At 60.5% G+C, this 21,633-nt stretch carries 19 protein-coding genes; 10 read left to right on the forward strand and 9 right to left on the reverse strand.

All coding sequences use genetic code 11. The annotated features are described in order from the left end of the window. Both GSQ77_RS07675 and GSQ77_RS07680 read right to left on the reverse strand, forming a co-directional pair. Nucleotides 1–1,070, reverse strand: a 1,070-nt coding sequence (locus GSQ77_RS07675) for an aldehyde dehydrogenase family protein (RefSeq protein ID WP_158900718.1), incomplete at its 3' end; no start/stop codon positions are given. Between the two features lie 87 nt (nt 1,071–1,157). Continuing rightward, complete coding sequence (locus GSQ77_RS07680) at nt 1,158–2,771, reverse strand: UbiD family decarboxylase (protein ID WP_158900720.1); 1,614 nt, start codon at nt 2,769–2,771, stop codon at nt 1,158–1,160. A gap of 662 nt (nt 2,772–3,433) precedes the next feature. Here GSQ77_RS07680 and GSQ77_RS07685 point away from each other — a divergent pair. Further along, entirely contained in the window at nt 3,434–4,492 is a 1,059-nt protein-coding gene (locus GSQ77_RS07685) for a lytic transglycosylase domain-containing protein (protein WP_158900722.1), read from the forward strand. A gap of 262 nt (nt 4,493–4,754) precedes the next feature. Here GSQ77_RS07685 and GSQ77_RS07690 read toward each other — a convergent pair whose 3' ends face one another. The 4 genes from GSQ77_RS07690 to ribBA form a co-directional block, all read right to left on the reverse strand. After that, the gene (locus tag GSQ77_RS07690; protein ID WP_158900724.1) at nt 4,755–5,966 is read right to left on the reverse strand and encodes a pyridoxal phosphate-dependent aminotransferase; all 1,212 of its coding nucleotides are present in this window, start codon (nt 5,964–5,966) and stop codon (nt 4,755–4,757) included. Nucleotides 5,967–6,114: 148 nt separating this feature from the next. Beyond that, nucleotides 6,115–6,543 (reverse strand): transcription antitermination factor NusB, encoded by a 429-nt coding sequence (gene nusB, locus GSQ77_RS07695; protein ID WP_158900726.1) that lies wholly within the window; start codon nt 6,541–6,543, stop codon nt 6,115–6,117. Continuing rightward, nucleotides 6,540–7,043 carry a 6,7-dimethyl-8-ribityllumazine synthase gene (gene ribH / locus GSQ77_RS07700; RefSeq protein WP_158900728.1) on the reverse strand — a complete coding sequence of 168 codons (504 nt, stop codon included), beginning with the start codon at nt 7,041–7,043 and terminating at the stop codon, nt 6,540–6,542. Before ribH ends, nusB begins: the two co-directional genes overlap by 4 nt. A 25-nt stretch (nt 7,044–7,068) precedes the next feature. After that, nucleotides 7,069–8,232, reverse strand: a complete 1,164-nt coding sequence (gene ribBA, locus GSQ77_RS07705; RefSeq protein ID WP_158900730.1) for a bifunctional 3,4-dihydroxy-2-butanone-4-phosphate synthase/GTP cyclohydrolase II — start codon at nt 8,230–8,232, stop codon at nt 7,069–7,071. 315 nt (nt 8,233–8,547) lie between these two features. Between ribBA and GSQ77_RS07710 the strand changes: the two genes are divergently transcribed. Then, complete coding sequence (locus GSQ77_RS07710) at nt 8,548–9,780, forward strand: HPP family protein (RefSeq protein WP_158900732.1); 1,233 nt, start codon at nt 8,548–8,550, stop codon at nt 9,778–9,780. Nucleotides 9,781–9,816: 36 nt separating this feature from the next. Here the strand turns inward: GSQ77_RS07710 and GSQ77_RS07715 are convergent, their stop codons facing one another. Beyond that, complete coding sequence (locus tag GSQ77_RS07715; RefSeq protein WP_158900734.1) at nt 9,817–10,899, reverse strand: M14 family metallopeptidase; 1,083 nt, start codon at nt 10,897–10,899, stop codon at nt 9,817–9,819. Nucleotides 10,900–10,992: 93 nt separating this feature from the next. Continuing rightward, complete coding sequence (locus GSQ77_RS07720; RefSeq protein ID WP_254067511.1) at nt 10,993–12,285, reverse strand: MFS transporter; 1,293 nt, start codon at nt 12,283–12,285, stop codon at nt 10,993–10,995. Nucleotides 12,286–12,451: 166 nt separating this feature from the next. On the opposite strand from GSQ77_RS07720, the gene GSQ77_RS07725 reads away from it, so the two are divergent. The 7 genes from GSQ77_RS07725 to GSQ77_RS07755 all read left to right on the forward strand — a co-directional run bounded on the left by GSQ77_RS07725 (nt 12,452) and on the right by GSQ77_RS07755 (nt 20,006). Beyond that, nucleotides 12,452–13,384 (forward strand): LysR substrate-binding domain-containing protein, encoded by a 933-nt coding sequence (locus tag GSQ77_RS07725; protein WP_158900737.1) that lies wholly within the window; start codon nt 12,452–12,454, stop codon nt 13,382–13,384. A gap of 83 nt (nt 13,385–13,467) precedes the next feature. Next, nucleotides 13,468–14,565 carry a histidinol-phosphate transaminase gene (gene hisC, locus GSQ77_RS07730; RefSeq protein ID WP_158900739.1) on the forward strand — a complete coding sequence of 366 codons (1,098 nt, stop codon included), beginning with the start codon at nt 13,468–13,470 and terminating at the stop codon, nt 14,563–14,565. A 46-nt stretch (nt 14,566–14,611) separates the two neighbouring features. Continuing rightward, on the forward strand, nt 14,612–15,625 hold the full coding sequence (locus GSQ77_RS07735; protein ID WP_158900741.1) for a 2-dehydropantoate 2-reductase: 1,014 nt from the start codon (nt 14,612–14,614) through the stop codon (nt 15,623–15,625). A gap of 310 nt (nt 15,626–15,935) precedes the next feature. Beyond that, nucleotides 15,936–16,706 (forward strand): SDR family oxidoreductase, encoded by a 771-nt coding sequence (locus GSQ77_RS07740; protein WP_158900743.1) that lies wholly within the window; start codon nt 15,936–15,938, stop codon nt 16,704–16,706. 40 nt (nt 16,707–16,746) lie between these two features. Continuing rightward, nucleotides 16,747–17,607: a fumarylacetoacetate hydrolase family protein gene (locus GSQ77_RS07745; protein WP_158900746.1), complete on the forward strand. Its 861-nt coding sequence runs from the start codon at nt 16,747–16,749 to the stop codon at nt 17,605–17,607. A gap of 203 nt (nt 17,608–17,810) precedes the next feature. Further along, nucleotides 17,811–19,133 carry an MFS transporter gene (locus tag GSQ77_RS07750; protein ID WP_216854864.1) on the forward strand — a complete coding sequence of 441 codons (1,323 nt, stop codon included), beginning with the start codon at nt 17,811–17,813 and terminating at the stop codon, nt 19,131–19,133. Between the two features lie 45 nt (nt 19,134–19,178). Continuing rightward, entirely contained in the window at nt 19,179–20,006 is an 828-nt protein-coding gene (locus GSQ77_RS07755) for an IclR family transcriptional regulator (RefSeq protein WP_158900748.1), read from the forward strand. Between the two features lie 12 nt (nt 20,007–20,018). Here GSQ77_RS07755 and GSQ77_RS07760 read toward each other — a convergent pair whose 3' ends face one another. Then, nucleotides 20,019–20,444, reverse strand: a complete 426-nt coding sequence (locus GSQ77_RS07760) for a molybdopterin-binding protein (protein WP_158900750.1) — start codon at nt 20,442–20,444, stop codon at nt 20,019–20,021. A 296-nt stretch (nt 20,445–20,740) separates the two neighbouring features. On the opposite strand from GSQ77_RS07760, the gene GSQ77_RS07765 reads away from it, so the two are divergent. After that, nucleotides 20,741–21,613, forward strand: a complete 873-nt coding sequence (locus tag GSQ77_RS07765) for an extracellular solute-binding protein (protein ID WP_158900752.1) — start codon at nt 20,741–20,743, stop codon at nt 21,611–21,613. Nucleotides 21,614–21,633: the final 20 nt, after the last annotated feature.

Genomic DNA, 21,633 nt, shown 5'->3' on the forward strand with positions numbered 1-21,633 from the left:
TTGGCGCGTGCGTCGGCGATATGCTGGGTCACTTTCTCCACGGCCTGATCGTCGATCAGCGGGCCCTGGCTGATACCAGCCTCGAAGCCGTTGCCGACGCGGATCGCGCTCGAGGCGGCCGCGAGCTTGTCGACGAATGCGTCATAAATACTCGCGTGCACATAGAAGCGGTTGGTACACACGCAGGTCTGTCCGGCATTGCGGTATTTTGAAGCGACGGCGCCTTCGACGGCGGCATCAAGGTCGGCATCGCCGAACACGATGAACGGCGCATGGCCGCCGAGTTCGAGCGCGATTTTCTTGACGGTGGGCGCGCATTGCTGCATCAAGATCCGGCCTACCGGTGTCGATCCTGTGAAGGACAAATGACGCACCAGCGGGCTGTTGCACAGGACCTTGCCGACCGCGATCGATTGTTCCGCGTCGGCCGTGACGATATTGAAAACGCCCTTGGGAATTCCGGCTCGCTCGGCCAGCACCGCCAGTGCGAGCGCCGACAACGGCGTTTGCTCGGCCGGTTTGACGACGATCGTGCAGCCGGCCGCCAACGCGGGCGCGACCTTGCGCGTGATCATCGCGATCGGGAAATTCCACGGCGTGATCGAGGCGCATACACCGATCGGTTGCTTGAGCACCAGCATCTTCTTGTCGGCCGCCGGGCTGGCCAGCACATCGCCATTGACGCGCTTGGCTTCTTCCGCGAACCACTCGATAAACGAGGCGCCGTACATCACTTCGCCACGTGCTTCGGCTAATGGCTTGCCTTGCTCGGCCGTCATGATGGTGGCCAGATCGTCGGCGGCGGCCATGATCAGGTCATACCAGCGGCGCAGCACTGCGGCGCGCTCCTTGCCGGTCTTGGCACGCCAGGCTGGCCACGCTGCATGCGCGGCGGCTACCGCCTGCTCGGCGGCAGTCGCGTCGAGATTGGGCACCTGGGTAATTTCGATGCCGGTGGCTGGGTCCGTTACGGCGAAGCGGTTGTCGCCCCCGACCCAAGCGCCATCGATGTAAGTGTGACTTTGCAGCAGCGTTTTGTCGTTCAGGCGGGATAGAGCGGGGTGCGTCATCAGGGTCTCCATAAAAATTATTAAATATAGGCAGGATCTTGGCCGAGCATGTGCAGGATCATACAACCAAGCAGGCAGGTGCCCGGGCTAGGTAGCGTCAAACAGAGTAGCGTAAATGCCGTCGACGCGCTTTTTTACGTCGGCGTCCATCGTGATTGCGCGGCCCCATTCGCGATCGGTTTCGCCCGGCCACTTGTTGGTCGCGTCCAGCCCCATCTTCGAGCCCAGACCGGCCACCGGCGACGCAAAGTCGAGATAGTCGATAGGCGTGTTGTCCACCAGCACGGTATCGCGGCTCGGGTCTATCCGTGTCGTGATGGCCCAGATCACCTCTTTCCAGTCGCGGATATTGACGTCGTCGTCGACCACCACGATGAACTTGGTATACATGAATTGTCGCAAGAAACTCCACACGCCGAACATCACCCGTTTGGCATGACCCGGATAACTCTTCTTGATCTGTACGATCGCCATCCGATAGCTGCAACCTTCAGGCGGCAAATAGAAGTCGGTAATTTCCGGGAACTGCTTTTGCAGCAGTGGCACGAACACTTCATTGAGCGCTACGCCGAGGATGGCCGGTTCGTCAGGCGGTTTGCCGGTGTAGGTGGAATGGTAGATGGCGTCGCGCCGCATCGTAATGCGCTCTACCGTGAATACGGGAAACCATTCCTGCTCGTTGTAATAGCCGGTGTGGTCGCCGTAGGGGCCTTCGAGCGCGTGTTCGAACGCGGCCGCAGCGCCGCGCGTCGGTCGGGGCACGGCGCCCGGGGGTAGCTCGATCGGCGGTTCGGTCGCGTTGTGCTGCGACGCATGGCCTTCCGGGTAAATGAATCCTTCGAGCACGATTTCGGCGCGCGCCGGCACCTGCAGGTTCTCGAGGCCCGGGGTCAGGCATTTCGCCAGTTCGGTCTTGCCGCCACGCAGCAGCCCCGCAAATTGGTATTCAGACAGCGTGTCAGGTACCGGAGTGACCGCGCCGAGCATGGTGGCCGGGTCGCAGCCGAGCGCGACGGCGACCGGATACGGTTTGCCCGGGTTGGCGAGTGCGTGTTCGCGAAAATCGAGCGCGCCACCGCGATGAGCGAGCCAGCGCATGATCACTTTATTGCGCCCAATAACCTGCTGTCGGTAAATACCGAGATTTTGGCGGGGCTTGTTCGGGCCGCGGGTAATGGTCAGACCCCATGTGATCAGCGGGGCGGCATCGCCGGGCCAACAGGTCTGCACAGGCAGCTTTGCCAAGTCGACTTGCGCACCTTCCCAGACGATTTCCTGACACACCGGCGCCGACACGGTTTTGGGCGACATGTCCCAAACGGCTTTGGCTAGCGTGAGCAATTTGCCCGCATCCTTGAGCCCTTTGGGCGGCTCCGGTTCCTTCAGTGCGGAGAGCAGTCGGCCTACCTCGCGCAGCGAACTCAAGGCCTGGGCGTCATCACGGCCATCGTTCGCAGTGTGCGTCGCCGCATCGATTCCCATCCCCAGCGCGACCCGCCGTGGCGTGCCGAACAGGTTGCCCAGCACCGGCATGGTGTGTCCCGCGGGCTGTTCGAACAACAAGGCGGGGCCGGCTGCCTTGAGCACGCGGTCGCATAATTCAGTCATCTCCAGCACGGGTGATATCGGCGTGCCGACACGACGCAATTCGCCGATGCGGTCGAGCTGACTGATGAAATCGCGTAGGTCTTTATATTTCATAGGGGACAGGCAAGGGTCGGGTTAGGGGGCAGTAAATGCGAAAAACCGGAACTCAGACCGTCGACAATAGTCAAAAATTCCGACTGCGGAAAGCAGGGTCAGAGGAGGATAAGCACAGCGTATTTTACCTGCCTTGTAACAATCCGTTAGTTCGACGGTAGAGCGACAATCGGAGTAAGAGTAGGGATTACCTAGGGTATGGGCCGATAAACAGTGTTCATTATTACTATTAGTAATGGATTTTGTTTTGTATAGTGTTGACCGACACTAAAACCCTGCTAAAATCCGCCGGACATTGCGACTTAGGGATCGCCCAATTTTCGCGGCCCAAGTCTGCCCTCGGCGCATTTTTGCGCTTAAGTTGTCCCTGCTATCGGCTCCACCGCGGGTCCGTTATCGAATCTTGATGATCGGTAACGCCAGGTTCGACAGAGTTCCCCCGGCGTCTAAGACGCCGGTTCATGTGGCGGCCTTCTGATCGCTTCGGCTTGTGTTCCCCACACGGCCCTGAAGTGAGGCCCCGCCCGACGGCACCTGCCGTCCATTCCGGCGCACGGGTGTGCTGCAGTTTGAGCATGCCACGGCGTCTTGATCGATCGTGAGCCTGAAGCTGTTTTCCTATTCAGCTTGCGTTTCTGTCATACAGGATGGAGATTCAACGTATGAACGCTTGGTTACCCTGGCGACCCGAGGCGCGCATTTCGCCCGTGGTACGTCTAGTTTTTCAACGCGGCACTCAGCTTGGCAGCCGTTTTTTCAGCTCGATCGGTGCATTCGCCGTGATGGTTTCGTTGGTCTTGTGGTTCCAGCCCGGCTTGCGCGTGGCGCTCGCTGCACGACTGGTCCCGTTTCTGACGGCCGCCGCCACGAGTGGACCTGAAGTCAGCCGCTTGTTCTCGAGCCCATTTGGTTCGCCTCGCTTGCCCACGGCTCGTCCCAACGCCGATATCGATCCGTTGGCCCAGGCTACGGGCGACAAGGTGAGCGATAACGACACAGATGCCGGCAATGCAGCGCTGCCGACTTTCTTCAGCGCTGGTGTCATGGGCAGTTTGTTGCCCTCGGCGCAGTCCGGCTTGCCGTTGGCGAAGCTGGCGTCTACCCAAGGTCAGATCGTGGTGGATGCGCGCGACAATCACATCTTGGCGTCGTCGCGCGAGCAAATGCAGGTCGCAAGCTACATCTCCCATCGTTACCGGGTGGCGCAGGAGCCGATCGTTAATTTGGTCAATACGGTTTTCCAGACGGGCCACGATGTTGGTATCGATCCCTTGTTGCTGTTGTCCGTGATCGCGATCGAATCCAGCTTCAATCCTTACGCCGAGAGCGGTGTGGGTGCGCAAGGACTGATGCAGGTGATGTCCAAGATTCATTCGGACAAGTTCAGCGATTTTGGCGGCACCCGTGCGGCGCTCGAACCGCTGGCCAATATCAAGGTCGGCGCCATGGTGCTGAAAGATTGCATAACGCGTGGCGGTTCGTTGGCCACAGGCTTGCGTTTATACAATGGCTCGACTTCGCCGGACGATGGCGGCTACGGCGCCAAAGTATTGGCTGAGCGTGCGCGCATGAACGACGCGTTGCGTGGCCGCAAGGTAGTGGTCACTCAGCAAACGGCCATGACCTCGGCAGCCAAACCGGTAGTGAGCCAAGCTGCACATCTGGCTACCGGCTCGGCGAAGGCGGCGAATACGGCTAGCGACGCGCGCAACGACGCTTGAACCGCGGCGTTGCCCGTGTAACTGTCTGAGTTCGTGTTGTTGGACGATGATGACTGTCTAGCGGTGTCACCCGGCCTTTCAGGGCTGAATCCGCGCTGAAATAGAATTAAGTAGAAAAGTCGTTCCGGTAATCAGAACCGAAGCGGCTTTTTTGCTTTGCGGCGGATTTTTCAGCGAGTCGTGCAGCGAACTTTGCAACGAGTCTTACAGCAAATTCTGCAATGAGTCTCGCAGCGAATCTTGTAGATGAGTCGACGTCAGCTCAGCGCCGTACTCCGAAAAAACCTGCCAGCCGCGTAACCGCTTCTTCCAGACGCGGCATCGCGGTGGCGTACGATAAACGGATATATTTTCGTGGCTCGTACGAGCCGAAATCCAACCCTGGCACCAGCACTACGCCGGCATCGTGCAGCATCGCGCGGGTCAGCGCCGCGCTATCGCCGCGCGCCGCGTGCGCTACGTCGCTGCAATCCGCGTAGACATAGAACGCGCCATCGGGCACGACCGGCACTTTGAATCCGAGTTCGCCCAACGCAGGCACGATGAAATCGCGGCGGCGGCGAAACTCGGCGCGCCGTGCTTCGTAGATTTCCAGCGTGGCTGGTTCGAAGCAGGCGAGAGCCGCGTGTTGCGCCACGGCCGAAGCGCAGATAAACAGGTTTTGAGCCAGTTTCTCGAAAGCCGGGACCAGATCGGGCGGCACCACCAGCCAGCCCAACCGCCAGCCCGTCATGTTGAAATACTTCGAAAAGCTATTGACCGTAATGACATCGTCGCCCAACGACAGTGCGCTGATGGGCGGCGCGTCGTAGCTCAAGCCTTGATAGATTTCATCGACCACCGTAAAACCGCCGCGAGCCCGCACCGCTTCGACCAGCTTGGCGAGTTCCTGCGGCGTGATCGACGTGCCCGTCGGGTTGGACGGTGACGCCAGCAAGACTCCACGAGTGCGCTCGCCCCAATGTTGTTCGACCTGGGCCGCGGTCAACTGAAAGCGTTCCTCGGGGCCGCTTTCGATCAACACCGGACGGCCTTCCAGCGCGCTGACGAAGTGGCGGTTGCAGGGGTAGCACGGGTCCGGCATCAGCACTTCATCGTCGCGGTCGACCAACGCGGTACATGCCAGCAGCAGCGCCGCCGATGCCCCCGCCGTGACGATCACGCGAGCGGGGTCGATTTGCAGGCCGTAACTGTGCGCATAGTGTTCGGCGATCGCCACACGCAGGGCGGTCAAACCCAGTGCTGGGGTGTACTGCGTCACGCCGCGGCGCAATGCGTCGGTGGCGGCCGCAATCACGGCGTCGGGCGCAGTGAAGTCGGGCTCGCCGATGCTCATGTGGATGATGTCGCGGCCGGCGCGCTCGAGCGCAACGGCTTCTTTGGCCATCTCCATCACATGGAACGGTTCGATTGCGGCGACGCGCTGCGCCAGCCGGTGGGCGCCTTTCGAGAGCGAGGGGGGAAGAACAGTCATGACGGCGGTGGGGGCAGAAGTGAGGCGGTTCGCGGCCGCGTGGCGGCGGCTGCGTTGTGTTCAGTTACGGGCCGGTTAATACGGCGGCTGAAGTGACCGAAATAAGCGACCCGAATAAGTGGCGAGACCGCCGCAAACCAGCAGCGAATCAGCCGCGGGATTGCGCTTCGTTGGGGCGAACTTTGGCGGCGACCTTGTCGAGCACGCCATTGACGTACTTATAGCCATCTACGCCACCAAACGTCTTGGCAAGTTCGACCGCTTCGTTGATCACCACGCGATACGGAATCTCCACATGATGGGTGAATTCGTAAGTAGCGACTAGCAATACGGCACGCTCGACAGGCGAGAGTTCGACTACCGGGCGATCCAGGCACGGTTCGATCTGCACTGTCAGCGCGTCGGCTTCGCGAATCACACCGCGCAACAAGGCGTCGAAGTGCTCGACGTCGGCCTTGTCAAAACCCTGCACGGTACGCATCTGGGCATCGATCTCGGCGGCGCTGGCACCGGAAAGCAGCCATTGGTAAAGACCTTGTGTCGCTAGTTCGCGCGAACGGCGGCGAGCACTTTTCATCGGGCGTCATCCTCTTCTTGCTCGTCGTCATCCTGAGCCAATTGCTCAAGCGCGACAGCCAGATTAGCCATCTCAACCGCGACCCGTGCCGCATCGCGGCCTTTCTCGCTCATGCGCACGATGGCCTGTTCGTCGTTTTCGGTAGTCAGCACGGCATTGGCGACCGGCACGCCGAAGTCGAGCGCCACGCGGCTAATGCCGGCACCGCTTTCGTTCGATACTAATTCGAAGTGATACGTCTCGCCGCGGATTACCGCACCCAGTGCAATCAGCGCGTCGAATTGACCGCTTTCGGCCAGTTTCTGCAGCGCTAGCGGGATCTCCAAGGCGCCGGGCACCGTCACGAGCAGCACGTCTTCGCCCGTTACACCGAGGCGTTCGAGCTCTTCGGTGCAAGCATCGCACAGACCGTTGCAGACGTTTTCGTTGAAGCGCGCCTGCACGATACCGATACGCAGCCCGCTGCCGTCGGTATTAGGTTGATATTGTCCGATTTCCATTTGAGTTCCGAGGTGAGATTGGGTTTCAGGCCGGTTGATCGTCGAGTGCTGCGCCGGTCGCCGCGCTATCCGGTTGTTCACCGCACGGCATCGGAATAAAGCCTGTTACTTCCAGCCCGTAACCCGACATGCTGCCGAGTTTGCGAGGATTCGACAGCACCTGCATCTTGCCCACGCCGACATCGCGCAGGATTTGCGCGCCTATGCCGTAAGTCTTGAAGTCGATCGGACGGCGTTTCAGCGCGGCCGATTTCTCTTCGTTGTCGAATGCCTCGAACACTTCGAGCAAATGCTCACGCGAATCGCCGCAATTGAGCAGGACGACTACTCCGTGGTCGCGCGCGGCGATTTCGCCCAGCGCCGCGTCCAGTGTCCATGAATGGGTGGTGCAGCCGGTCTCGAGCAAATCCAGCACCGACAGCGGTTCGTGCACGCGCACGGGCGTGTCGCGCTCGGGATGCGGGGTGCCGCGCACCAGCGCCAGATGCGGCGAACCGCTGGGCTTGTCGCGATACATCACGGCGCGAAACGGACCATGCGAAGTGTGCATGGTGCGCTCGGCGACGCGCTCGACGATCGATTCGGTACGGCTGCGATAATGGATCAAATCGGCAATGGTGCCGATCTTGAGGCCGTGTTCGGCGGCGAACTCGAGCAAATCCGGCAGGCGCGCCATCGTGCCGTCGTCTTTGATGATTTCGCAGATCACGGCGGCCGGCGTAAGCCCTGCCAGCGCTGTCAGGTCGCAACCCGCCTCGGTGTGGCCTGCGCGCACCATCACGCCGCCGGGCTGGGCCATGATCGGGAATACGTGGCCCGGCTGGACGATGTCCTCGGCTCGCGCCTCACGTGCCACGGCCACTTGGACGGTGCGGGCGCGATCGGCGGCGGAAATGCCGGTGGTCACGCCTTGAGCGGCTTCGATGCTTACGGTGAAGGCCGTGCCGTATTGGGTGCCGTTGCGATGCGTCATCAACGGCAGATTCAGGCGGCGGCACCGATCCTGGGTGAGCGTCAGGCAAATCAGACCGCGACCGAAGCGTGCCATGAAATTAATGGCCTCCGGCGTGACGAAATCGGCGGCGAGTACCAGGTCGCCTTCGTTTTCGCGATCTTCTTCGTCGACCAGGATGACCATGCGGCCAGCTTTTAGCTCGGCGATGATATCTTCAGTGGAGGCGAGCTTCATGGTGAGGTGCGTGATCTCTAACAAAGCGCGTATTTTACGCCATCGCCGCAGCAAAAACGCGTTTAGTAAGCGAGCCGGCGCGGCTATAGGGTAAATCGAGCAAATATAATATATCGCGACGTGATGTAAAATTGCGTGTTTTTGCCGGATCGTGGCACTGGCTGATCGCGGCGGGGCGGCTTATCGGGCTGACTCATAGGGCTGACCCATAGGGCTGACTGATAAGGCTGACTCATAAGGCTCATTCAGCCCCAGATTTCCACACAGATTCACGCCCGGACTTAAACTCGGGAACTCACACACAGGCTTGCACCTATGTACAACAAGCTGTCCGAGCGCTGGTCGCGCTTGTCTAAATTGTCGCGCTTGCCTGCATGGTTGCGTGCGTTCTGGCCCGAGCGTTCCGTAGCGGGGCACGTCGAACGCGCGCGCTCGAGTGTGGGTGCGCTGGTCGGTATTCTGCTGACCGGCTGGCTCAGCTACCGGATTCTCGGCGATAGCGGCGCCGCGCTCTGGCTGGCGGCGCCCATGGGGGCTTCTGCCGTGCTGCTGTTCGCCGTGCCGGCCAGCCCGCTGGCGCAGCCGTGGTCGATCATCGGCGGCAATCTGGTGGCCACGCTCATCGGTGTAACGAGCGCGCGCTGGATCGCCAGCCCCGAGTGGGCGGCGGCGGTAGCCGTCTCGTGCGCGATTGCGGCCATGTTTGCCCTGCGTTGTCTGCATCCGCCCAGCGGTGCAGTGGCGTTGACGGCGGTGCTCGGTGGTCCGGCCGTCCACGCGGCGGGCTATAGCCTGCTATGGCTGCCGATCGAGTTGAATTCCGTGCTGCTGGTGATCGGCGCACTGCTTTACAACAACGCGACGGGGCGGCGTTATCCGCATGCGCAGTTGGCCTCATCGAGCCATCAGCATCAAACCCAGGACGCCGCGCCCACGGCACGGCTGGGCTTCACACCCGCTGACCTCGATGCCGTGCTGGGCCGCTATGACCAAGTGCTGGACATCAGTCGCGACGACCTTGAGGCGATCTTCCTGCAGACGGAAATGGCGGCCTACCGGCGCCGTTTTGGCACGGTCAGTTGCGGCGACATCATGTCCCACGACATTGTGACGGTTGCGTTCGGGACACTGCTCGAAGACGCGTGGGAGATGATGCAGCAGCGCCAGCTGACCGCCATGCCGGTACTGGACCGCGTGCGCCGCGTGGTCGGCATGGTGGAGCGCGAGGATTTCTTGCGTCACGCGCTGCCGCAATCGTATAGTGGCATCGGCCAACGGCTACAGGCTTTGGTTCGGCGTAGCACCACCAGCCATTCCGAGAAGCCGGAAGTGGTCGGACAGATCATGCGCAGCGCGCCTCACAGCGTGCAAGCCGATACCCACTTTGTCGAGCTGGTGCCTATCATGGCGGCGGCTGGCCACCATCATATTCCGGTGGTCGATCACGAGCGCCGGTTGATCGGGTTGGTCAGCCAGTCCGATGTGCTGACTGCTTTGTATGAGTCTCAACTCGTCAAGCCGGCGCCATCGGGGTTGGGGGTTGCGTGACTTGGTTGCGTAGCTGAGTTACGTAACCAAGCTACGTCACTTAGCCGTCAGTCCCGCGATCGCCTGCATGATGCCAACGCGAGCCTGGCCCAATATCATTCCGCGCCACAAATCGTCGTCGCCATAGAACGCATCGCGCATGACTTGCTTGATGGCCACGCGCCGCGCCGCGGGCATGTCCGGATGGTTCTGCAAACATTGGTCGGCGCGCAACGCGTTCAACATGTCGTTCACAGGTACGGTGCCGTACTCCAGCGCCAGCACGGTGGTGCGGGCGTGGGCGCATTCGTCGTAGATCACCCCGGCAAGCGGCCCGGATACATTAGCGGATGACGAGTCGCCCGCAAAAGGCGCGAATACATCGGCGCCCCACCAACTGCGTGCACGCGGCAGCTCGTCGGGACCCGGCCGGCCGGCGAAGATCTTTTCGGCGTGACCATATGGCCCCAAGCCGGTGTGGAAATCGATCCAACCGATGTCGCTGAAGTCCGCGCCGATCTCGCGCAAAATTTTTCGCACGGTGAGGTTGCTCCAGGCTGGCGCGACGCCGCCATAAAACAGCCCTTGCGCGTCCTCGTATTGACCGGTCGTCACCGCGCGTTGATAGGCTTGCTCGCCGTTGCGCTCGATATAAGTTGCTTTACGCGCGACGTTCTGCGGCGTTTCGGGCCATTGTTCCGGAATCAGCCAATCGCGAATTTCACGGTAGGCGGGGTTGTCGGCGCGCGGTTGCGAGAAATCGATCGCGTTGCGGTTGATGTCGATGTTCTGCTCGTTGGTGCGGCGCAAGTGCGAAAAGCCATACGGGTTCACCGCATGCAGCAGCAGCACGGCGACGCCCGCTGCCTGGGCGCGGCGTTGCATATCGGTATCGTGCAGAAACGCCAATTGGCAACCCGAACCGCAGAAGCCTTCGACACCATGCACTGCGGAGGTCAGGACCAGCAGGCTGCGCGCCTTGGGCGGCGCGAACAGGGCGGTATCGAGAGAGAGCGGTTCGCCTTCGGCACCGGTAAAGCCGGGCAGCGTATGGCTTTGGTTGCGAGTTCCGAGCGCTTCGGCAGCGGCGATGAAACGCGCGCGCGCATTGCTGTAGTTAGGTGAAAAATAGGACGTCATAGGTTCGAATGTCGATGATTGGGTTGCTGAAGTGAATCAAATAAGCGAGTCAAATAAGTAGGCTAATTCGGGCTTTCAAAATCGAGCCCAGCTTCAGGTATCGAGCTGTTCGCCGGTACGGTCTTTAAGTATCAGCAAGGCAATGCTGGAAACGCAGACGCACGCGATCACATACCACGCAGGCGCCAGCTTGCTGCCGGTCTCGTTGATCAACCAGGTGGCGATGAACGGCGCGAATCCGCCGAAAATCGCTACGCCTGTACCGTAGACGATGGACATGCCGGTCGCGCGCACCGCCTGCGGAAATATCTCCGGAAGCATCGTGATACCTGGCGCACTTTGGAACGCCAGTAAAACACTCAGTACGCCCACCACGGTGAGCAGGCTCAGACTGCTCGGATTCGCCGTCAGCCAAAGAAAACCGGGGTAGATCAGCAACAGGGTCAGCACGCGTGAAATCGTAATCAGCAGTTTGCGACTGGTGCGATCGGACAACAGTCCCGCGAGCGGTGCGAAGATAAACGTCAGCACCCCCGACCAAATCGCCGCCAGTAAAGCGACCGGTACCGGCAGGTGCAGCTCGCGTATCGCATAGGTCGGCATATAGAACGTGGTGATGTAGGCACATGCGGTGGAGCCCATCGTCAACAGCGTGCCCAGCAAAATGCCGCGCCAGTGCCCGGTCAATACGGTGCGAATCGGCGCGAGGACGGCGTGCTGCTCGCTGTGCGTTTCGTCGAGCCGGCGCCGAATGAAGATGCCCAGTGGCCCAATCAAAATGCCCAGCAAAAACGGCACGCGCCAACCCCAGCTTTGCAGCGATTCGGGACTGAGAAAATACGATACGCCGCCCGAGCACAACGCGCCCAGTGTCACGCCCAGCCCTTGGCTGGCGAATTGCCAACTACCGAGAAAGCCGCGATTGCGCGGGGTAGCGTACTCGACCAGCAGCGTGGTCGAAGCGCCCACTTCGCCACCGGCAGAGAATCCCTGGAGCATGCGCGCGAGCACGACTACGAGCGGCGCAGCCAGGCCAATCTGGGCGTAGGACGGGGTCAGGCCGATCATGGCGCAGCCGAGCGCCATCAGGAAGATGGTCAGCGTCATGGCGGCCTTGCGCCCGGCACGGTCGGCATACGCGCCGATCAGCAAGGCTCCCAGCGGCCGCATGATGAACCCCACGCCAAAGGTCGCGACCGACAGCAGCAACTGGATATACGACGACATCATGGGAAAAAATACTTTGCCGATCACCACGGCCATAAACCCATAAACGGTGAAATCGAAGAACTCGAGCGCGTTGCCCAGCGTGGTCGCGGTAATGATCAACGGTTGCGAGGCGCGGCGCGTGCGGGCCATGCCAGCGGCGCGGGTAGTGGTCTCCATTGAAGCTCCCTGATTGTAATTTTGGTAGTTTTTATAGTGTTGCTTTGCCCGCGGGTGCAAAAAAGCTCGCCTCCCGACCGGATTTGCATCGAGAATAACAACCGCCTATCTTGTCAAAAAGACAAATTTCAATATTGAATGACAACTATAAGTTATATGGTGCGCGATGAAACATCAACAGTTAAGGATATTTCTCGCAGTGGCCGAGCAGCGCAGCATTCGTGCTGCAGCCCGAATGCTGGGCCTGACGCAGCCGGCCGTCACCAAAACCATACGTGAGCTTGAAAGCGAGTTTGGCCTGGCGTTGGTGCTGCGTGATGTGAACGGGGTGTCCTTGACCGAGTACGGGCTGGCGTTTCGCGAACATGCTCAGTTGCTGATCAACGAGATGCGTCGCACGCGCGAAGCGATCGAAGCGATGCGATATGGTGTGGGGGGCATGGTGCGCATCGCGGTGAGCCCGACGGTGGCGGCGAGTTTGCTACCCGATGCGTTTGCGCAGTTCCGCGCGGCGCTGCCCGGAGCGCGCATCAGCTTTAACGAGGGAGGCTGGAACCAGGCGTTATCGGGCCTGAGCGACGGCACGCTGGATTTTGTGGTGGCTCACGCCTTGCCCGGCTCGATCCCGGCGACGGTCGATCAGATTCCTCTGTTTTCGGTAGCCCAAGTGGTGGGCGCACGTGCCGCTCACCCGCTGGCCCACGCCACCTCGCTGGCCCAACTGCAGGACGCCGATTGGCTGGTGCCCAGCTACTGGACCAAGGATCTCGATCTGTTGAGCGCAATTTTCGGACCTCAAGGGCTGCGCATCCCGGCCTCGGTGGTGCAATGCCAATCGTTTTTGGTGGCGGCCAGCCTGTTGTCGGAAATCGATTTGCTCAGCGTATTCGCAGCGCCGTTGGTATCGCGTGAGCTTCGGCTGCGCGGCCTGGTTGCGCTGCCGTTGGAGGAACCGCTGCCGCAAACCACGATTTCCATTCTCACTCGGCCCGATAGCCGGCGCACGCCCACCGCGAGCCGTTTTATCGAATGCTTCATCGAAGCGGCGGCGCGGTTCCAGGAGGCAGCTTCGGCGGCGTCGGCCGTGTCGGGTAGATAGTTGAATACGTAGCATAAAAATGCTTGCGCACGCACATATATAGCATTAGGATTACACTTGCAAACCACTGATTGGAGAAGGTAATGGTTCAAATCGTCGAACAAGTTTTACGGGCTCAGCCCTATCAGGCAGGCAAGCCCATCGGCGAGCTGGCGCGTGAAATCGGCATGCCGGAAGCCGATATCGTCAAACTGGCCTCGAATGAAAACCCCTTGGGCATGTCGCCCGTAGCGCGGGAGCAGGCCAACGCCGCCTTGCTGGACGCCGCGTTTTATCCGGACGCGAACGGCTTCGAGCTCAAGGCAGCTTTGGCGCAGCGCTTCGCGGTGCCGCACGACTGGCTGACATTGGGCAATGGCTCGAACGATATTCTCGAACTGCTGGCCAGCACGTTTTTGGCGCCCGGCACGTCGGCGGTATTTTCGCAGTATGCATTTATCGTTTATGCGCAGGCAACGCTGCGGGTGGGCGCGCAAAGCATCGTGGTGCCGGCGAGCGAGTATGGCCATGACCTGGACGCGATGCTCGCGGCTATCCGCGACGACACCTCCATGGTGTTTATCGCTAATCCGAATAACCCCACGGGCACTTATCTGAGTGCGGCTCAGATCGAGGCGTTTATCTCGCAGGTACCGTCGAACGTGGTGGTGGTGCTGGACGAAGCCTATAACGAATACCTGCCGCCGGAACTGCGCGTCGACAGCATTGCCTGGGTGCGTCAGTATCCTAACGTCGTGATTACCCGGACGTTTTCGAAGGCGTATGGCCTGGCCGGCTTGCGAGTCGGTTACGCAATCGCGAGCGCCGAGACCACGGAGTATATGAACCGGATACGCCAACCGTTCAATGTCAGCAATGTGGCGCAAGCGGCCGCCATCGGCGCGTTGCAGGATGACGCGTTTCGCCAGAAGACCTACGAGACCAACTTGCAAGGCCTGGCCCAATTGTCGGCCGGCCTCGACGCGCTGGGCATCGAGTATGTGCGGTCGCACGGCAATTTCGTCCTTGCGAAATTCGGCGCACAAGCGGCGCAGGTCAATGCCTTTCTGCTCAAGCACGGCATTATCGTGCGGCCGGTTGGGGGTTATGGATTGCCCGAGTGGCTACGGATTTCAGTAGGCCTGGAGGAGCAGAACGCCCGTTTATTGAACGCGCTGAAAGCGAGTGCGCTGACTGGTTAATTGAGAGTGCGGATTACTCGTGGCGGTTATTTGCAAAGGTTGAGTCATGTCAGATCTGAAGATGGCGGTAGTGGGGGGCGGGGCGATCGGCGGCGTGTTGGCGGCGCGCCTCGAACGGGCGGGGCTGGCGCCTACGTTGTTGGCGCGAGGCAGGCATTTGGAGGCGATTCGGGCGCGAGGGCTGGAAGTGCTCGACGAGGACGGTTCCTATGTGGCCCGGTTGAAGGCGACCGATAGTCCGGCTGAACTCGGACTGCAGGACATCGTATTTATCTGTCTGAAGGGCTCGGCGCTGGTCGAAGCCGCAGCGACGCTGACGCCTCTGATCGGCCCCGCGACGCGCATCGTTTCGGTGATGAACGGTGTGCCATGGTGGTTTTTGAATGGACGCTGCGATGCGCTCGCGGGGCATCGGCTCGAGTCGGTGGATCCGGGTGGCGTGGTGTCGGCGGCATTGCCGCCGGCGCAGTGCTGCGGCTGCGTGGTGCATTTGTCGTCGGCTGTGCGCGAACCGGGCGTGATCGCGAAGGGACGTGGCAATCAGATGATCGTCGGTGCGAGCGCGGGTCGAACGGACGCGGGTATGACACAAATCGCCGAGTTGTTGCGGCAAGCGGGTTTCGATGTTGAACTGAGCGCGCAGATCGAGGGCGCTATTTGGGCGAAGCTGTGGGGCAACATGACGATGAACCCGATCAGCGCGATTACGGGTTCGACCGGCGATCTGATACTCGACGATCCGCTTATCTTGCAACTGGTCGTGAATGTGATGGAGGAGGCTCAACGCGTGGGCGCAAAGCTCGGCATCGAGGTGGACATGACCGCTGCGCAACGCAACGCGCAGACACGCAAGCTGGGGGCTTTCAAAACGTCGATGTTGCAGGATCTCGAAGGCTCGCGACCGCTTGAGATCGATGGGATCGTGGCGGCTCCACGTGAGCTTGCCCAGCTTACCGGGGTGGCGACGCCTTGGCTGGATACGATATTGGGGCTGGTGCGGCAGCGGGCGATGAACGCCGGGTTGTATCGGTATAGCGTGGGCGATCCGCCTGCGGTTTAGTCCGCTTATTTGGTCAACCGGATGTGGGACACACGGCAAGACCGCTGAATCAAAGGGCCGCAAGGCCCTTTTTTTATCTACGCCACTCCAAACCACACCACATCGGCGCGGCGCATTGGCCGACCCACTTGCCACTAGCCACAGTACGTGCGACGCGCGGAGTGCATGGCCCATGCACAAGCGCATTGCCTACCATTCGATCTAGGTGTAAACCTCATATATAAAAAATCATTTCATATGTAAAAATAACCTCCATCACCACTCGGTCTAAACACGGCCTGTGGAAGCAACGGTTAACGAAGGAGCAACGATGGGACAGCGGGTGCAGGGCAAGAACATTTTGATCACCGCCGCGGGCAAGGGCATCGGCCGCGCATCGGCATTGATGCTGGCGGCCGAGGGCGCAAACGTGTGGGCCACTGACGTCGACGAAAACGCGCTGCAACAATTGCAAGCAGATGCCGGTGCCGGCACGACGCTGCGCACCGCGCGGCTGGACGTGCTCAATACCGCCGAGGTAAAAGCCTTCGCCGCCAAAACCGGAGCGCTCGACGCCTTGTTCAATTGCGCAGGCTTCGTTCACAGCGGCAACATCCTCGCGTGCGAGGAATCGGACTGGGATTTCAGCTTCGACCTCAACGCGAAAGCCATGTACCGGACCATCCGCGCGTTCCTGCCGGCCATGCTGGAAAGTGGGCGGGGCGCCTCCATCATCAACATGTCCTCAGCCGCTTCCAGCGTCAAAGGCGTGCCCAATCGCTTCGTCTACAGCGCATCGAAAGCCGCGGTGATTGGCCTGACCAAAGCCGTCGCAGCCGACTTCGTAGGACAGTCGATCCGCTGCAACGCGATTTGTCCGGGTACCATTGAATCGCCATCGCTGCAGGGCCGCATCGCCGATCAGGCAGCGCAATCGCACCTGAGCGAAGCGGAAGTGCGGGCCGCATTTGTCGCCCGTCAACCGATAGGCCGGGTCGGACGCGCTGAAGAGGTCGCGGCATTGGTGACCTATCTGGCCTCCGACGAGTCCGCATTCACTACCGGTGCGATTCATATCATCGATGGCGGCTGGGCGAACTAAGCCCGGCAATTTCAAACCGATCCACTCACAGAGATTTCTTATGAAGCTGATACGCTGGGGCGCCGACGGCGCCGAAAAACCCGGTTTGGTCGATCAGACCGGCACGCTGCGCGACTTGTCCGGCGTGATCGCCGATATCGACGATGCCGCGCTGTCGCCCGCGGGGCTCGCACGGTTGGCCGCGCTCGATGCGCAGCAACTGCCCAAGCTGGACGCATCGGTGCGCTTGGGTGCGCCGATGGCCCGCATTTCGAAGATCGTTTGCGTGGGCCTCAACTACGCCGATCACGCTGCCGAATCGGGCATGCCGATTCCCGCTGAGCCGGTGCTGTTTCTCAAGGCGAACAGTTCGCTTTGCGGCCCGAACGACACCGTAGTGATTCCGCGCAATTCGGTCAAGACCGACTGGGAAGTTGAGCTGGGTGTGGTCATCGGTCAGCGTGCTTCCTACGTCGACCTCGAAAACGCGCTCGATTACGTCGCCGGCTATTGCGTGGTCAACGACGTGTCCGAGCGGGAATACCAGCTCGAACGCGGCGGCGGTCAGTGGGACAAGGGCAAGAGCTGCGATACCTTTTCGCCAATTGGGCCGTGGCTAGTCACCCGCGACGAAATTGCCGATCCGCAAAAGCTGGGCCTTTGGCTCGACGTCAACGGCAAGCGTTTCCAGAACGGCAACACCAGCACGATGGTGTTCGGCGTGCAGCATCTGGTGAGCTACATCAGCCAATTCATGACGCTGCTGCCGGGCGATGTGATCAGCACCGGCACGCCGCCGGGCGTGGGGCTGGGCCAGAAGCCGCCGGTCTACCTGAAGGCCGGCGACACAATGCGGCTGGGTATCGATGGCCTGGGCGAGCAACGCCAGGTTACGCGTGCCTGGAGCGCTGCAACGAAGTAAGTCCGTCGCTCAGCGCCATCGCGAGCCGTCCGGCGCCGCCGGGCACAACCGAGCGCCGCTGAGCGCAACCCCGCGCCACCCACTGCGGCAAGCGCCAGCTTGTCGCGCAGATGTTCCGTTTGACCTCGCAAAACGGCGCTCCCCCGGAGCGCCGAAAACAAAAAAATCAGGCGCAGCGTCATTCAATGTGCCAGGAGACAACGATGTCCAATGCTATCCCTATGCCGGGTCTGAGAGCCCACAGCACGGTGCTGGAAGAAGCCGCTTATCGCAAGGCGGTTTGGCGGATCGTGCCGCTGTTGATCGTGTGCTTTATCTTTGCGTATTTCGACCGAGTCAACATCAGCTTTGCGAAGTTGCAGATGCAGGGTGACCTCGGGTTGTCGAATGCGGCTTACGGCCTGGGCGCCAGCATTTTCTTCGTTGGCTATTTCATCTTCGAAATTCCGAGCAACCTGATTCTGAGTCGCGTGGGTGCGCGTGTCTGGATCGCGCGCATCATGATCTCGTGGGGCATCGCATCCGCGGCGATGATGTTCGTCACCTCCGAGAAGTGGTTTTATATCCTGCGCTTTATCATCGGCGCGACCGAAGCCGGTTTCCTACCGGGCATCATCCTGTATTTCACGTACTGGTTTCCGGCCAAACGTCGCGCGCGCATCAATGCGTGGTTCATGACCTCGATTTCGATTTCGGGCGTGATTGGCGGTCCGCTCTCGGGTTTCATCATGACGCGCTTTGCCGGCGTAAACGGTTTGGCCGGGTGGCAGTGGCTGTTCCTACTCGAAGGCCTGCCGACCGCGTTGCTGGGCTTGGTGGTATTGATGGTGCTGAAAGACCGCATCGCCGATGCGCACTGGCTTAACGCCGACGAGAAGGCGATATTGCAGACCAATCTCGACCGCGAGCAGCACGGCACCGAACATAAACTGATGGATGCCCTGCGCCAGCCGGGCACGTTGATGCTGTCGGTGATCTATCTGTTCATGCTGATGGGCTTGTACGGGCTGACCTTCTGGATGCCGCAACTGATCAAGAACACCGGCATCGCAAGCCCGATGACCATAGGCTTGCTCACGGCAATTCCCTACGCGGCAGCGGGCGTGGGTATGGTTGTGCTGGGCAAGAGTTCGGATCGCAATGGCGAACGCCGCTGGCACCTTGGGCTTGCGGTCGCGCTCGGTGGTATCGGTTATATCTTGAGCGCTTATTTTGGCGGACACGCGACGTTCGCTCTGATCGCACTCGTGATCGCAGCGGTCGGTGCGATCGGATGCTTGCCGGTGTTCTGGACCTTGCCTCCGGCATTCCTGAGCGGCACGGCGGCGGCGGGTGGCATCGCGCTGATCAATTCGATCGGTAATCTGGGTGGCATCGTCAGCCCTTATCTGGTGGGCGTCGCGGTCGACGTAACCGGCAAGCCGGCGGCGGGTCTGTATGCGATCGCCGGTGTGATGATCCTCGCTGCGCTGCTGATTCTGTTCGGCTTGCCGGAACGCATCGCCAAGCGGGATACTTCGCTCTAGCCGAACCTCGGGGCTGTCCCGGCCCCAGCCTATTTGTTGAGTGCCATGAGCCCAGTCGCAAAACAACCCACCGAGCAACCCACCGAGGATGCCGCGGATCCGCCTCGTTACGCCGCGCCCGCGCTCGAGAAAGGGCTCGATATTCTCGAAGCGCTGGTCGATACGACCGATGGCTACACGCTCAATGAGCTGTCGCTCAAGCTGGGGCGCACCGTCAGCGAGATCTTCCGGATGCTGGTGACGCTGGAGCGTCGCGGCTACGTCGAGAGTGACCGCAACGATCGCTACACGCTCACGCTCAAGTTGTTCGAGATGGTGCACCGGCAGCAGCCGATCAAATCGCTGACCGCCGTGGCGTTGCCCTTATTGCGCGAGCTCGCCAATACCACGCGGCAATCGTGTCACTTGTCGATCTTCCAAAGCGGGCGCGTTGCGGTGATTGCCCAGATCGACAGCCCCGAGCGGTGGTCGTTCGGGCTCAAGGTCGGCGCGGTGATGGGCTTGACCGATACGTCCTCGGGCCATGTGCTGCTGGCGTTTCGTGATCCCGTCGAACGCTCGCGCATGCTTGCCGCGCATATGCGCGTGGAAGGCGAGCTCGAGGTCGACCATAAGCAATTGACGCGTACGTTCACCAAAATTCGCGCGACCGGGCATGAGCTGGTGCCGAGCCGGCAGATGCGCGGCGTGACCAACATCGCGTTTCCCGTAATCGGAAACGCGGGTCATGCCATTGCGGCGATCAACGTTCCGTACGTGGAGCGCATCGACCAAAAGATCAATCCGGACGTGGAGGAAGTGTGCCGGCTGGTTGGGGAAACAGCGGCGCGCTTGTCCGCGCTGATGGGGTTCAGCGGCTACAACCAGCCTTGAGCGTGAGGGCGCTCAATCCACGCCGACGATCACGCTCGACGCCTTGAAGATGGCCGTCGCCGCTTTTCCGTTCACCAGACCTAGCCGGTCCACGCTATCGTTCGTGATGATGGCGACGATCTGAGCGCCGTCCGATGCCTTGACCGTGACTTCGGCGTTGACAGCGCCTTTGGTGACGGCAGACACCGTGCCGGCGATACAGTTACGCGCCGACACCTGCTCACTCTTCATATCGACCATCACCAGCACCGACGACGCCTTGACGAGCGCGAACGCTTGCTTGCCTGCGGCAAGTCCCAGCGTGACGGCGCTGCCGTGCGTAATGATGGCAACGACCACGAGGCCTTCTTTGGTGCGCAACGTGACTTCGTCATTGACCGCGCCTTGCTTGACTTCTACCACCTCACCGACAAAATGATTCCGCGCGCTGGTTCGCATTTTCGTGCTCCATGTTGAATGCCCGTTTGCTGAGTTGGGGTGCCGCGACGGGCGATTGTTGAGAGGGGATGAGAGTCAGTATAGCCGGATGCGCAACCGCAGGCGAAGCCCAGCGGAGCCACCGTCGAATGGCGATTGAAAGGAACAAGAAAGGGGAATGAGCGGTAATACCGCGCGCAAAAAACGCGGGGTGAAAACCACGAAGTAAAAACGCGAAGTAAAACCGAATAAGGAAGCAGATAAGCTAAACCCGCTTAGCGTAATATATCGTCGTTTATAACGCTATGGAGAATCGAATGCTTCGCAAGCTATTAATGTCCGTCACGGTGTTGGCAGGTGTCGCCACCGCGAACGTATGCTCGGCTCAGGACAGCACGGTCAATGTCTTGTATGCCGGATCGTTGGTCAATCTGATGGAGCACGGTGTAGGGCCCGCTTTTAACAAGCAGACCGGCTTGAATTTTCAAGGGTATGCGGCAGGTTCGAATAAAATCGCCAACGAAATCAAAGGGAAATTACGCCGCGGTGACGTGTTTATCAGTGCGAGCCCGAAGGTCAACACTATGCTGATGGGCGCCGACAATGGCGATCACGTTACGTGGTATGTCAATTTTGCCGAGTCGCCGTTGATGATCGGCTATAGCGCGCGCAGCAAGTTCGCGGACGATTTCAAAACCAAGCGTTGGGACACCGTTTTGCAAGAACCGGGCATCCGCATCGGCCGTACCGATCCCAAGCTCGACCCCAAAGGCGCGTTCACCGTTGAAATGGTGACCAAGGCCGCCGATCTTTATCACGAACCGGACCTCGTCCAAAAGACGCTCGGTGCGCCCGATAATCCTGCGCAAGTACTGCCCGAGGAAACCTTGGTTGGACGTCTGCAATCGGGCCAGCTCGACGCCGGCTTCTTCTACTCGACCGAAACTTCGGACCTTGCGATCCCTGCGATTCTTCCGGCGCCGGAACTGCACGCCAAGGCTATCTACACGCTGACGATACTCAAGGATGCTCAGAACCCGAGCGGCGCGGCGGCCTTCGTCAAGTTCTTGCTCAGCGACCAAGGCCAGGCATTGCTCAAGGCACATGGGGTGGAAGTGACCAAGCCGACCGTCACCGGCGATGCACAAGCGATACCGCAATCGCTGCAGGGCGTGATCGCTGCTGATTAATATTGCCGACCCGATCGCCG

Origin of the sequence: Burkholderia sp. L27(2015) (assembly GCF_009765705.1) — a bacterium.
Lineage (GTDB): Bacteria > Pseudomonadota > Gammaproteobacteria > Burkholderiales > Burkholderiaceae > LMUX01.